Genomic DNA, 12,201 nt, shown 5'->3' with positions numbered 1-12,201 from the left:
GGACGGTCCGCGTGCTGACCCGGCGGCAGCACGAGGTGTTGTCGTTGATGGCCGAGGGGCGGAGCAACGTCGCCATCACCGAGTGGCTCACCATCACCGAGAAGTCGGTGGTGCACCACATCTCGAACATCCACCAGCAGCTGGACCTGCCCACCAACGACACCGATCACCGACGGGTGCTCGCCGTGGTGCGCTCCCTGTCCCGCTGACGCTTGCCGCGGTACGGATCCTCACGGCCGCCGCGGCGGCAGGCCGTCCACGATGCAGCTGGCGATCGTCCGGAGCTGGTCGACCTGGGCGGGGTCGAGTCGGTCGAACACCAGCCGTTGCACCTCCTCGGCGTGTCCCGGTGCCGAGGCGACGACCTTCTCCCAGCCCGTCGCTGTGAGCCGGGCGAGCGTTGCCCGGCCGTCGACCGGATGCGGGCACCGCTGGATCCAGCCGCGATCCTCGAGCCGGGAGGCGACTCGGGAGAGATGGGACAGCGTCACGTTGGCGAGCTCGGCCACCTCGCTCATCCGGCCGGTGTGCTCCGGCCGCATGGACAGCCAGGACAGCACGTTGTACTCGACGCGGCTCAGCCCGGCGTCCCGGCGCAATTGCGCCTCGAGCGCGGTGGGCAACGTGGTCATCATCGTGATGAGCGCGACCCAGGCGTCCTGCTGCTCGCGGCTCAACCATCGCGGCGACTTGTCGTTCGTCACACCGGCAGCCTACTTACTTGACGCGGAAACTGACGCGGAGGATGTTGGTTTCTGCGGCAAGTGATTGGTCGGGCGCACAGCTCCGGCCCCGCGGACGAGCAGGAGTGCACGGTGATACTGGAGAAGCTGGACCGCCACGGCCGGGAGGTGGTCTTCACCGGTGCCCGGACGTCGAACACCTTCGCCGCCAATCCGGTGAACGACCAGGAACTGCAAGACATCTGGGATCTCACGCGCTGGATGCCGACGATGGCCAACACGCAGCCGCTGCGGGTGGAGTTCGTCCGGACCCAGGAGGGGAAGGACCGGCTCATCCCGCTGCTGGCCGAGGGCAACCGGGCCAAGGCGGCCTCGGCCCCGGTGGTGGCGATCGTCGCGTACGACACCGAGTGGCACGAGCAGATCCCGACCGTGCTGCCGTTCCGTCCGGAGATGAAGGCCGCCTTCGACGACAACCTGGAGGCCCGCCACGGAGCCGGTCGGTTCTCGGCCGGGCTGCAGGCCGGAGCGTTCATCCTGGCCGTCCGGGCGGCCGGCCTGGCCGCCGGGCCGATGGGCGGGTTCGACGGGCCGGCCATCGACCGGGAGTTCTTCGGTGACCGGAACTGGACCACGCTCATGGTGGTCAACATCGGTCATCCCGGGCCGGACGCCTGGTACGACCGGCTGCCCCGGGTCCCCGTCGAGACCGCGGTCGCCTGGGGCTGATCCGTCCGACCGCGGCGCGTCAGAACAGGGAGTATCCGCCGTCGACCACGACGACCGCGCCGGTCATGAAGCTGGACGCGTCGCTGACCAGGAACACGGCCGGGCCGCCGATCTCGGACGGATCGGCGGCCCGCTGCTGCGGCGCGAACTCCGTCCACCATGGCCGGTACTCCGGGTCCTCCAGCCGCGGCGCGACCATGTCGGTGCGCACGTAGCCGGGCGCCAGGGCGTTGACCCGGACGCCGAACGGGGCCCATTCGGCGGCCAACGACCGGGTGAGCTGGTGTACCGCCGCCTTGCTCGCGTTGTACGCGGCCTGCCACTGCGGACGGTTCACCGTGAAGCCGCTGATCGACCCGATGTTGAGCACGGCGCCGGACCGCCGCTGCACCATCCGGCGGCCCACCGCTCGCGAGCAGTTCCAGACCCCGTCCACGTTGACGGCCAGGACGCGACGCCAGTCGGTGTCCTGGTCAGCTGCCAACGACGGCCCCCAGGCGGTGACACCGGCGTTGTTCACCCAGATGTCGATCGGCCCCAGGTCGGCCTCGACCCGGTCGACCGCCGCCTCTGCCGACGTCGGGTCCGCCACCTCCACAGCGGTGGACGCGGTGCGGCGACCGGTCCGCCCGGCCAGCTCCCGCGCTGCGTCGGCCGCTGCGTCCGCGGCCTGCCCGAGTACGGCCACGTCCGCGCCGGCCTCGGCCAGGGCCAGGGCGATCGCCCGGCCCAGTCCGCGCCCGCCACCGGTCACCGCCGCGACCCGACCGGTCAGGTCGAAGCCGTCGAGGACGGTCCGGGTCGCTCGTTCGTCGTTCGCCATGAGCCCTCCTCGTCGGGCGCGCGGTCGTCCGCGACCGCACCACCCTAGGAGGGGAAGCGGTCCCGTGGCCCGGCGTGGCTCCGCCGGATCGTCCACACCGTGGTCGGATGGCCGGCTGATCGCCAGGTCAGTCCGCCACGGGCTGGTACGCCGCCCAGCCGGCCTCGACCATCTCCCGCAGGACGGTCCGGTCGACCGTGTGCAGGTCCCGGATGCACAGACAGACCTTGCCGATGGTGTGCGGGGCCGAGCCGAGCCGACCGGGCGTGCACCGCCGGATCCTGGTCGTCGGTGTTGAACAGGCCGTAGATCGTCAGCGCCTGCGCACGGGGGGACAGTCCGAGCACCGGCTCGTCCACCTCGCGACCGGTCGGATCCCGGTCATGGGACGTCCCGAAGCCGATGATCCCGCCGCTCCACAGGTCCGGCGCGGCACCGGAGACCTCGGCCATCAGGTCGACGACCTCGCGCGCATCGGTGCGTCGGCGTTCGGTGCGAACCTGGGCCAGGAACTCGTCGACAGCGGCTGCCCCATGACCTCGACGGTGACGCGGACCATGACGCGGACCATGACGCGATGGTGGCCGGGGCACTGACAGCGGCCGGTGGGCGGATGATGGACCCGTGCCGCGGGCCGACGGTCGGCCGCACGTCCGCCCGTCCTGACACCGGGACGGGCCCAGCGAGAGGACGCCGCTGTGACCCGGTCCGGTCCCACCGACCCGCCCGATCCGTCCGCCCGGCGCATCGTGCAGCCGACGCCGCGGACGGTCGGCCAGCCGGGCCGCGCGACCCGGCCGACCACTCGACCAACGCCGTCACCGGCGACCACACCGGCGCGGCGGTCGGCCGCCGGGATCGGGAACGCGCCACGAGGCCGCACTCCCGGCGCCATCCCGCCGCGCCACCGGAAACTGGTCATCGGCTTCGGCAGCGGCGTCTTCGTCTTCATCCTGGTCGCCGGACTGCTGCTGAAGCTGGTGGCCGACATCGACATCCCGTGGTTCTGGATCGCGGTGACGCCGGTCTTCGTGGCCCTGTTGATCTACGGCTTCCTGTGGGTGCGGTTGAGCGACTGACCCGTCGGATGTCTGCCACGCTGGTCGGGTGGGGATCGACGAGGTGCTGGCCGCGACCCGGGTCGGGGTGCGGCGGGTGTCGCCGAGCGAACTGATCGCGGCCCGTGAGCGGGGCGCCCTGGTGGTGGACACCCGCACCGAGGCGCACCGCCGCGAGCAGGGCGAGTTCCCCGGCGCCGTGGTCATCGACCGCACCGTGCTGGAGTGGCGGCTCGACCCGACCAGCCCGTTCCGCATCCCGGAGGCCACCGGCTCCGACCTCGAGGTCGTGGTGATCTGCCGGCACGGCTACAGCTCGAGCCTGGCCGCGGCCTCGTTGCGGGCCGTGGGCCTGCCCCGGGCGACCGACCTGGCCGGGGGTGTGCAGGCCTGGATCGCGGCGGGGCTGCCCATGACGGACGGACCGGCGGACGTGCGCGCCTGAGGCGGCGCTGACCGGCGGGCCAGGCGGGCCGGTCAGGCGGCGACGGCGGTGGCGCAGATGGAGCAGACCTCGAGGTGCCGGCGGCCCCAGCGGGCGACCGGTACGAAGAACACGGTGACCTGCTTGAACTCCCGCACCCGCGTCCATCGGGTGGTGTTGCCGCACCGGGGGCAGGTGCGGACGTCGCCCGGCCCCAGGTCCTGGGTCCGCGTGCCGAAGCCGAACAGGAAGAACATCCCGACCACCCTACGGATCGACCCGTCCTGGGGCGGACGCCGACGTCGGCGCCGGTGATCGATCTGGATAGGGTGCGCCGGGTGCAACGATCATCGGGCGCCAGCGCCGTCGTCCTGTCCATCGCCGTGCTGGCCGTGGCCGCCATGACCGGGTGTGCCTCCGGCACCGCCGGGACTGCGACGCCGGCCACGACCATCTCGACCACCGCGTCGTCGACCACCGCGTCGTCGACCACCGCGTCGTCGACCAGGGCAACGACGTCGACGGGGGTGCCGGCCGCTGACGGCTTCTCGATCACCGGCCTGCTGGCGGACACCCCGGTGATCGCCGGACCGGCGCTGATCAGCGCCGCGGACGTCGAGACCGCGATCGAGGACGCCGGTCTGATCCGGCCCGAGGGCACCGGCGACGCGTTCCTGACCTGGCTCTCGGACACCGCCGGCGTCGAACAGGGCTCCGTGATCTCGATCCCATGGCCGGACAGCCTTGGGATCCAGTACGCCGCCCAGCACGACACCTTCGCCGCTTCGGTGGGTTTCGGCATCCCTCAGGTCGACGGCTTCCTGGCCGTCAGCGCACCTCCGGCCCGGGTCGCGGTGCTGGACGGGCGGTTCGACCCGGACGCGGTCACCGCGGCGATCGGCGAGCCGGACGACGGCATCTGGTCGCAGCCCGGCGAGGACCTGACCACGGACCTGCAGCACCGGCTCGCACCGGACGAACTGGGCCGCCCGGTCCGGGTGACCGGGGACGAGGCGCAGCTGCTGGTCACCCTGCAGACCAAGGCGGCCCAGGCCTACCGGGACGGCGATCTCGGGAGCTGGTCGGACGTGCTGCCCGTGGCCGAGGCCCTCGATGCACGCGGGGTGTACGCCGCGCAGCTGTGGCGGGCGGCGGACGACACCGTCGTGGGCATCGGTCTGGTGGTCGAGGACGGACGGTCGGTGCCGGTGGTGGCGCACCAGTACGCCGATGCCGGCGAGGCCGAGCAGGCCGCCGCCGCGCTCGACGGCCGGCAGGACGGCCCGGCGACGGCCGGTGACGTGGCGGTGGACGGGGCGCTGCTCACCGCTCGGCTGGAGTGGGCGCCGGAGACCGCACCCGCGGTGGCCTGGCAGTTGCTCGCCCGGCAGAGCCCGGTGCTCGGCTGATCCACCGGTGCTCCGTCCACCCGTCGGTGCTCACACCCCTGGGTCCGGGGTCGTCAGAGCGTCGCCAGGAAGTGCTCGAGTGCGGCGTGGGTCCTGGTCGCATCCCCGGTGGCGTCCAGGTCCAGCAGCAGCCCGCGGATCACGGCCAGGACCAGGGTGGCCAGTTCAGGACGGCCGATGGTGCGCAGACCCTCCTCGAGCGGTGGCAGCCAGTCGGTGGTGGCCTGGCGTCGGAAGTCCGGCCAGAGCTGCTGCTCGGCGCTCTCACGCAGCCGGTTGAACATCCGCAGGAACGGTCGGCCGTCGGGTCCGGTCATGGATGTCCAGGCCCGGGCCAGCGTGGCCGGGTACGGCTCGTCCGGCCGGGGCCGCAGCAGGTCGCCCCAGGCATCGAGGTGGCGGCGCCGGGCTTGCGCGAGCACGGCCTGCAGCAGTGCGTCGCGGCTGCCGAAGTGGTAGATCAACATCCGCGCCGAGGTGCCGGTGGCCGTCACGAACGGCTCGAGCCGGTCGGGCACCCCATGCGTCAGGGCGTGGTCGGTGCAGGCGTCCAGGATCCGGTCCTTGATCTCCGGCTGCGCACGTCGACCCATGCCGTCATCGTTTCGCGTAACTGGCGATACGTCTACCCTGGACCCGGTCGGTCGAGCAGACGCGGAGGTCGCGATGAGGGTCGTGTTCGTGCACGGGGCGTGCGTGCGGGACGGGGCGTGGTGGTGGCACCGGACGGCGGCGCTGCTGGCCGACCGCGGCGTGGCCAGCGTGGCGGCGGCCCTGCCCAGCTGCGGCGAGAGCGGGGCGGCTGCCGGCACCGACGGACCGGGCCTGGCCGAGGACGTCGCGGCGGTTCGCGCCGCGCTGGCCGACGGCGACGAGCCGACCGTTGCGGTCGGGCACAGCTACGGCGGCATCGTGCTCGCCGAGGCGGCGGCCGGGCTCGCCGGGGTCCGGCATCTGCTGCTGGTGTCCAGCTACCTGCCCGAGATCGGGCAGTGTCTCGGCGATTTCGGCGGGGACACCCCGGCGCCGTTCCTGGAACTCGACCAGGACTCCGGGACGTTCGGCGTGCGGCCTGAGCTGCTCGACGAGACCTTCCTGCAGGACTGCGAGGCCGATGTCCGAGCGCAGGCGGCGGCACGGCTGGCCCGGCAGAGTGTGCGGGTGATCCGGCAGCCGGTCTCGGCCGCCGCCTGGCGATCGGTGACCACGACCGCTCTCGTGTGCACCGAGGACCGCGGCACCCCGGTCGCGCGACAGCGCGAGTTCGCTCGGCCTGCCGGACGGATCGTCGAGCTCGACGCCGGGCATCACCCGTTCCTCTCCCGGCCGGACGCGATCCGGGACCTGGTGCTGACGCTGTGACGCTGCCGGTCGGATGGCCCGGCCGGTCGCGCGGCGGAACCCGCCGGAGACGGGCTCGGCGGCAGCGGCCGGCACCCGACGAGCGGAGGTGTCCGTGACCGGGACCCGACCAGCGGCAGGGGCCGACGCCGCATGCCCCCGACCATGCGCTGCGGGCGCGCTGGAACGCCCTGTTCTTCGAGGTCACCGGACCGGTCATCGAGTGGTGCGTCCACCGATGCAAGCGGCGGGTCTTCGCCGGCGTCGAGTGCGTGATCTCCTCGCTGCCTGATCACCGGACTCTCTCCGGCCGGAGGGTATGTGCGGTGCGCCGATGAGTTCGCGGCGGACACCCGGTCCATCCCGCGACCGTTCCGATGCCGAACCCGCCCCTTCTCCCGGAGGACGACATGGGCCTCATCCATCTCGAGCTGTTCGCCACCCTCGACCTCGTCGGCCAGGCGCCCGGCGGTCCCGACGAGGACCCGATCGGGTTCTCGTTCGGCGGCTGGCAGGCGCCGTTGATGGACGAGGTGTCCGGGGCGCAGGTCGGCGCCGCCTACGAGGGCACCGACGCGCTGCTGCTGGGGCGTCGCACCTACGACATCTTCGCCGCCTTCTGGCCGCGCCAGGAGGGTGGTGAGGACGGCGACATCGCCACGCTGTTCAACCGGGTGCCGAAGTACGTCGCGTCCCGGGGCCGGCCCGACCTGTCCTGGGCCGGGTCCAGCCAGCTCGGTCCGGACCTGGCCGGTGCCGTGCGGGAGATCCGGGACCGGCACGAGCACATCAAAGTGGTCGGCAGTCTCAACCTCGTCCAGACCCTGCTGCGGGAACACCTCTTCGACCGGGTCGACCTGTGGCTGCACCCGATCCTGCTCGGCAGGGGTAAGAAGATCTTCGACGGCGGGCAGGTGCCCACCAACCTGCGGCTGCTGGCCCCACCGGCGGCGGGCGGGGCGGGAACCGTCCATCTGCAGTACGGCCTGGCCGAGGGCACACCGGGGACCGGGGACATGAGCTCCCCGGACCGCGGCGTCGGCGGCTGACCGGTCCGGCCCGGCCGACCCGGTCCGAACGGCTCGATCAGTCAGCCGGGAGGACCTCGGCGAGCACGACGGGGGAGATCTGACCGTCCCAGGTGGCCACCAGGGTCGGCGTCGCCCCGACCGGCCGGTCCGCGTCGAGCAGTCGGTGCACCGCGATCACGCCGCTCGACACCGGGATGCGCGCCGGGTCGGCGTCGGTGGCCGCTCGCCGCCGGTCGGCCGACACGGGAGCCGGCGCCTCGGCCGAAGGATGCAGGGTCGTGGCCCGGACGAGCGGTTCGCGCTCCTGCTGACCACCCTCGCCGGTCTGCACCCACTCGCGGGCCTGCGCCACGGCGCCCACCGCGCCCGCGGTGTAGGCCGCGACCGCCACCGGGTCGATCAGGCCGTCGTACACCCAGCGGGTGCCGAGCACCGAGTGCTCGGTGGTGCCGATGAACGCCGATGCCGGTGCCTCGTCCAGTGGCGCCGCCCGGTAGGTCACCGGCACCTGCAGGTACCGGTCGGCCGCGTCCGCCAGGACGACCACCTCGATGCCGACCTCACCGGCCGGATCGTCGAAGCGGAAGCCGCCGACCAACCGGTCCGGGACGGTGCCCGCCGCCCAGGGCTGAGCCGGGACCCAGGCCGCCAGCAGCTCGAGTTTGGTGGGGGAGATGGTCGCGCGGTGGATGATCGCCACCGCGGCAGTCTGCTCCACCGGGGATCGCAGCCGGCAGCCGGGTCCGCGCGGCGCTCAGAGATCCGGGTTGCGCCGCGCCAGGTAGTCGCCCTGCAGCAGTCCCATCCGCAGCGCGTCGCGGTACCGGCCGTCGGCGAAGAACTCCTCCCGCAACGTCCCCTCCACCGAGAACCCCGCCTGCTCGTAGATGTGGATCGCGCCCAGATTGGCGACGTCGACGATCAGGTAGACCTTGTGCAGGTTCAGCACGGCGAACGCGTAGTCCAGCGCCAGTTCGGTGGCGAGCTTGGCGAACCCACGTCCCTGCCAGGCCGGGTCGACGATGATCTGGAACTCCGTGTTGCGGTGGATGTGGTCGATGTCCACGAGTTCGACGATGCCGACGCGGCTCCGGGTCTGGTCGTCGTTGACGCGTTCGATGATGAAGCGTCGCTCCCGCACGTCGTGCACGTGGCGGTCGTAGATGTCCTGCAGCTCGACCAGCGCCTCGAACGGCTCGTCGAACCAGTAACTCATGATCTTGCTGTCGTTGGTGAGGCCGTGCACGAACGGGAGGTCGTCGCGCTCGAGCGCGCGGAGTCGGATCGCCACCGGCCCATTTTTCATGAGCCGCACCCGGTCCTGTGTCCCGCCCGCCGGTGGGTCGCGGGCGGTTCAGATGGCCGGTTCTCGGTTGTCGCGCTGGCGGATCCGGCGGAGGGTGCCGGTGAACTGCGGACCGCGGGCTCGGTCGACCACGAGCGGTACATCGCGCGGACGGGTCCCCCGACGGGATGCGTCGGGACACCGGCGGGACGTCCCGGCCCGATGACCTGGACGCCGGGGCCCGTCGCCATGATGTCGCGGGTGGCCGGCTCCGGCATCGGTCCGCGGACCAGGGGGCGAATGTGGCCGGTGATGTTCAGGCCCATGGTGATCGACTCCGGGGCCAGGCTCGCGCACAGACCGCATCCCGAGCAGAGTCCGCCGCGGACGACGTCCTCGACGGTGCGCGACGACGTGTCGGCCATCAGAGATCGAGCACCCAGACGCGGGGTCAGGCGCGCCGCATCCTCGGCAGAACGCCAGCCAGCTCTCCACCATCCCGCTGGTGCCCGGGATCGGCTGGGAGCGCCGCTGACCTGATCCTGCCGTCGGTGCGGGCCGGACGCCCGCTCGAGTCACGCGCAGGGGTCGGTGATCTCGCGCAGGGCGACCAGGGCGTCCTCCTGGCTCACCGACGGCTCGGGCGGCGGTGATCCGCGGCGCTGCGTCCGGTCATGCCGCCAGGTGGAAGGTGGTCGCGAAGCGGTGCAACAGTTCTCCAGGCCCATGCAGCACCTGTACCACACCGCAGGCGATGGCGCGATCCGGGGCGAGCTCGCCGGAGATGAGCCGGCGGATGCCGGCATCCGTGGCGAAGGCAAAGTCCACCGGGCCCTCCCCCCGGGTGACGTCCAGGACCGGACCGTCGACCCGGATGAGCAGCTCGGTGCTGTCGACCCGAGTCGCGTAGGCCGTCGCGGGCAGATCGGCCGCCACCGACGGTCGGAAGGCGGTCCGCAGCGACATGGTCATCGCGTCGGGCGTGATGATCTGTTCGTCGCGCGGATCACCCAGCGCCTTGAAGCCCCACGCCCCGAGGGCCAGCACCACGGGTTCGAGCTCCCGCCCGTACGGCGTCAACTCGTAGACGACGACCCGCGACCGGGGCAGCCGGCGGATGACGTCGGCCGCCTGCAGCTCCTTGAGTCGTGCGGCCAGGATGTTGCTCGGGATGCGGGGCAGTCCCGCCGCGAGTTCCCCGTATCGGCGCGGCCCGACCAGCAGATCGCGCACGATGAGCAGCGCCCAGCGCTCGCCGACCAGCTCCAGGCCGCGGGTGATGCCGTCGTACTGACCGTAGTCGCGGGCGACCATGGATCGGCCCTCGTCGTCGTCAGGCCTGCTGGGCCGCGAACGCCTCGGGGCCCAGCTCGCCGGCGACCGGGTTCATCCAGCCGAACTCCAGGACGTTGCCGTCGGGGTCGGTGAGCTGGCGCTGGTACATGAAGCCGTAGTCGGCGGCCGGCCGCGGTTCCGCGCCGCCCGCGGCCAGACCGTCGGTGACGGTCCGGTCGACCTCCTCGCGGCTGTCCCGGAAGATCGCCACCGACACCGACGGGCTCACGGCCGGATCGCCGATCGGCAGGTCGGTGAAGGTCTGGAAGTACTCGCGGACCAGGATCATGAAGTAGCTGTGGTCCTCCTCGACCACCACGCAGGCCGCGTTGTGGTCCGAGAACTGCGGGTTGATGCGGAATCCCAGTGCTGTGTAGAACGCCGTCGCGCGCTCGAGATCGGTCACCGGCAGGTTGACGAACATCGCGGTCATCGTCGACTCCGAGGTCAGGTCGGGGAGGTGGACGCCATTCACACTTGCAAATTGCAAGTCCTGCGTCAAGCCCCGAATGCCGCGGACGATCAGGTGCCGTCCTGTTCCAGGACCGTCCGGATGCCGGCCAGCAGCCCGGCGCCCGCGGCCCCGTCGACCGCGCGGTGGTCACAGCTCAGCGTGAACGCCGCGATCGACCGGACGGTCACCACTCCATCGCGCACTACCGGTGTGGCGGTGGTGCCCCCGACGGCCAGGATGGCGATCTGCGGCGGGTTGAGGATCGCGTCGAACCGGTCGATGCCGAGCATGCCCAGGTTGGAGACCGTGAAGGTGCCACCCGTGATGTCGGCCTTGGTCAGCTTGCCGGCGCGGGCGCGCTCCACGACATTCCTGCGTTTGACGGCGATGTCGCCGATGGACGCACCCTGCAGGTCGTGCAGCACCGGCACGGTCAAGCCCTTGTCGGTGGCCACGGCCAGCCCGATGTTGATCCTCGCAAAGGTGGTGATCACCTCGTCGGCGTAGTGCGCGTTGAGCGCTGGCGTCGCGACCAGCGCGGTCGCGCAGGCCTGCAGGATGGCGTCGGTGACGGTGCCGCCGATGGACCGCAGGTCGGCCGCCAGCACCCGCCCCATGTCGACGTCCACACCGAGATGGAACACCGGCGCCGCCCAGGCCTGGACCATCCGTCGGGCGGCGACCTTGCGGATGCCGGCCAACGGTGTGGCCACCCCGTCCGGGGCGCCGTCGGCGGCGGGACGCCGCTGCGCGATGTCGGTCATCGGGGTCCTCCCGTCAGCGCGCCGGCGGTCCCGGCACTGCCCATGGCGTGGAACTTGGCGACGGCCGCGTCGATCATCTTCAGACGCCCGGCGTCGAGCGCTTCCTCGAGCTGCCGGTCACCGGATTCCCACGCCTGCAGGACACCGGAGCGGAACGCGTGCCGAAGGTCCGTGTCGCCGTTCATCTTGTGCACACCGTGTGCCACCGCGTCCTTGATCTCATTGTCCGGGACACCCGAGATACCGTGCAGCACCAGCGGTACCGGAACGGTCTCGGCGATCCTGGCAATCAGGTTCACGGCCAGCGGCTCCTGCTCCAGCCCGGGGATGACCCCGTGCACGACCCCGGCCGAGATGGCCAGCAGGTCGACGCCCGTCTCGGCCACGAACCGCTCGGCCTCGTGCACGTCGGTGTAGTACGACGCCCACTCGACCGGCGCGCCCACGTCCGGAATCTTGCCCAGCTCGGCCTCAACCGGGATCCCGTAGTGGTGGCACAGCTCGACCGCGCGGCGGGTAGCAGCGATGTTCTCCGCCAGCGGCAGGTGGGCGGCGTCGAACATGATCGAGTCGAAGCCGAGTCGGACCGCCTCGAGCACCTCTTCCCAGCTGCCGTGGTCGAGGTGGATGGCGTACCGGGCGCCGGAGTCCGCGGCGTTGCGCACGGTCATCTCGTAGGCACGCCGGACCCCCATGTGCGGGATGACCGCCCGGCCGACCTGCAGGAACACCGGCGCCTCGGCCTGTTCGGCCGCCTGCAGCAGGGCCTGGGTGGTCTCGTCGTTGTGCATGTTGAAACCGGCGACGGCGTAGCCTCCGGCGCGGGCGTCGTGCACCCAGCGCAGCGGATCGAAGTCTCGCATCC

18 protein-coding genes are annotated in these 12,201 nt (G+C 72.0%); 8 read left to right on the top strand and 10 right to left on the bottom strand.

Features of this window, described 5'->3' with window-relative positions; genetic code table 11:
- Window positions 1-11 precede the first annotated feature (11 nt).
- Window positions 12-209, top strand: a complete 198-nt coding sequence (locus JL106_RS01655; protein WP_205258941.1) for a LuxR C-terminal-related transcriptional regulator — start codon at window positions 12-14, stop codon at window positions 207-209.
- Between the two features lie 21 nt (window positions 210-230).
- Here the strand turns inward: JL106_RS01655 and JL106_RS01650 are convergent, their stop codons facing one another.
- A complete protein-coding gene (locus JL106_RS01650) occupies window positions 231-704 on the bottom strand; it encodes a MarR family winged helix-turn-helix transcriptional regulator (protein WP_205258940.1) in 474 nt (157 codons plus the stop codon).
- 111 nt (window positions 705-815) lie between these two features.
- Here JL106_RS01650 and JL106_RS01645 point away from each other — a divergent pair, with 111 nt between their 5' ends.
- On the top strand, window positions 816-1,412 hold the full coding sequence (locus JL106_RS01645; RefSeq protein WP_205258939.1) for a malonic semialdehyde reductase: 597 nt from the start codon (window positions 816-818) through the stop codon (window positions 1,410-1,412).
- A 19-nt stretch (window positions 1,413-1,431) separates the two neighbouring features.
- On the opposite strand, the gene JL106_RS01640 is transcribed toward JL106_RS01645, so the two are convergent.
- Complete coding sequence (locus tag JL106_RS01640; RefSeq protein ID WP_205258938.1) at window positions 1,432-2,235, bottom strand: SDR family oxidoreductase; 804 nt, start codon at window positions 2,233-2,235, stop codon at window positions 1,432-1,434.
- A gap of 266 nt (window positions 2,236-2,501) precedes the next feature.
- Between JL106_RS01640 and JL106_RS01635 the strand changes: the two genes are divergently transcribed.
- From JL106_RS01635 to JL106_RS01625, 3 genes are all read left to right on the top strand, one after another.
- Window positions 2,502-2,831 (top strand): hypothetical protein, encoded by a 330-nt coding sequence (locus tag JL106_RS01635; RefSeq protein ID WP_205258937.1) that lies wholly within the window; start codon window positions 2,502-2,504, stop codon window positions 2,829-2,831.
- Window positions 2,832-2,933: 102 nt separating this feature from the next.
- The gene (locus tag JL106_RS01630; protein ID WP_205258936.1) at window positions 2,934-3,314 is read left to right on the top strand and encodes a hypothetical protein; all 381 of its coding nucleotides are present in this window, start codon (window positions 2,934-2,936) and stop codon (window positions 3,312-3,314) included.
- 28 nt (window positions 3,315-3,342) lie between these two features.
- Window positions 3,343-3,738, top strand: coding sequence for a rhodanese-like domain-containing protein (locus JL106_RS01625; protein ID WP_205258935.1), 396 nt, complete (start codon window positions 3,343-3,345; stop codon window positions 3,736-3,738).
- Window positions 3,739-3,770: 32 nt separating this feature from the next.
- Here JL106_RS01625 and JL106_RS01620 read toward each other — a convergent pair whose 3' ends face one another.
- Window positions 3,771-3,974 (bottom strand): zinc-ribbon domain-containing protein, encoded by a 204-nt coding sequence (locus JL106_RS01620; RefSeq protein WP_205258934.1) that lies wholly within the window; start codon window positions 3,972-3,974, stop codon window positions 3,771-3,773.
- A gap of 81 nt (window positions 3,975-4,055) precedes the next feature.
- On the opposite strand from JL106_RS01620, the gene JL106_RS01615 reads away from it, so the two are divergent.
- Window positions 4,056-5,126: a hypothetical protein gene (locus tag JL106_RS01615; protein WP_205258933.1), complete on the top strand. Its 1,071-nt coding sequence runs from the start codon at window positions 4,056-4,058 to the stop codon at window positions 5,124-5,126.
- Between the two features lie 53 nt (window positions 5,127-5,179).
- Here the strand turns inward: JL106_RS01615 and JL106_RS01610 are convergent, their stop codons facing one another.
- Complete coding sequence (locus tag JL106_RS01610; RefSeq protein ID WP_205258932.1) at window positions 5,180-5,719, bottom strand: TetR/AcrR family transcriptional regulator; 540 nt, start codon at window positions 5,717-5,719, stop codon at window positions 5,180-5,182.
- Between the two features lie 73 nt (window positions 5,720-5,792).
- On the opposite strand from JL106_RS01610, the gene JL106_RS01605 reads away from it, so the two are divergent.
- The gene (locus tag JL106_RS01605) at window positions 5,793-6,488 is read left to right on the top strand and encodes an alpha/beta fold hydrolase (protein ID WP_205258931.1); all 696 of its coding nucleotides are present in this window, start codon (window positions 5,793-5,795) and stop codon (window positions 6,486-6,488) included.
- A 389-nt stretch (window positions 6,489-6,877) separates the two neighbouring features.
- A complete protein-coding gene (locus tag JL106_RS01600) occupies window positions 6,878-7,516 on the top strand; it encodes a dihydrofolate reductase family protein (protein ID WP_407940065.1) in 639 nt (212 codons plus the stop codon).
- Between the two features lie 37 nt (window positions 7,517-7,553).
- Here the strand turns inward: JL106_RS01600 and JL106_RS01595 are convergent, their stop codons facing one another.
- The 6 genes from JL106_RS01595 to JL106_RS01570 form a co-directional block, all read right to left on the bottom strand.
- The gene (locus JL106_RS01595) at window positions 7,554-8,198 is read right to left on the bottom strand and encodes a maltokinase N-terminal cap-like domain-containing protein (RefSeq protein WP_205258929.1); all 645 of its coding nucleotides are present in this window, start codon (window positions 8,196-8,198) and stop codon (window positions 7,554-7,556) included.
- Between the two features lie 54 nt (window positions 8,199-8,252).
- Window positions 8,253-8,804: a spermidine N1-acetyltransferase gene (gene speG, locus JL106_RS01590; RefSeq protein ID WP_205258928.1), complete on the bottom strand. Its 552-nt coding sequence runs from the start codon at window positions 8,802-8,804 to the stop codon at window positions 8,253-8,255.
- Between the two features lie 651 nt (window positions 8,805-9,455).
- Window positions 9,456-10,097 (bottom strand): winged helix-turn-helix transcriptional regulator, encoded by a 642-nt coding sequence (locus JL106_RS01585; RefSeq protein ID WP_205258927.1) that lies wholly within the window; start codon window positions 10,095-10,097, stop codon window positions 9,456-9,458.
- Window positions 10,098-10,116: 19 nt separating this feature from the next.
- On the bottom strand, window positions 10,117-10,551 hold the full coding sequence (locus JL106_RS01580) for a VOC family protein (protein ID WP_205258926.1): 435 nt from the start codon (window positions 10,549-10,551) through the stop codon (window positions 10,117-10,119).
- A gap of 89 nt (window positions 10,552-10,640) precedes the next feature.
- Window positions 10,641-11,336, bottom strand: a complete 696-nt coding sequence (locus tag JL106_RS01575) for a 2-oxo acid dehydrogenase subunit E2 (protein WP_205258925.1) — start codon at window positions 11,334-11,336, stop codon at window positions 10,641-10,643.
- The gene (locus JL106_RS01570) at window positions 11,333-12,199 is read right to left on the bottom strand and encodes a class II fructose-bisphosphate aldolase (protein ID WP_205258924.1); all 867 of its coding nucleotides are present in this window, start codon (window positions 12,197-12,199) and stop codon (window positions 11,333-11,335) included. Before JL106_RS01570 ends, JL106_RS01575 begins: the two co-directional genes overlap by 4 nt.
- Window positions 12,200-12,201 lie beyond the last annotated feature (2 nt).

It is taken from the genome of Nakamurella leprariae (genome assembly GCF_016918035.1).
In the GTDB taxonomy this organism is placed as follows: domain Bacteria; phylum Actinomycetota; class Actinomycetes; order Mycobacteriales; family Nakamurellaceae; genus Nakamurella; species Nakamurella leprariae.
This window is presented reverse-complemented; position numbering and strand designations above follow the sequence as displayed.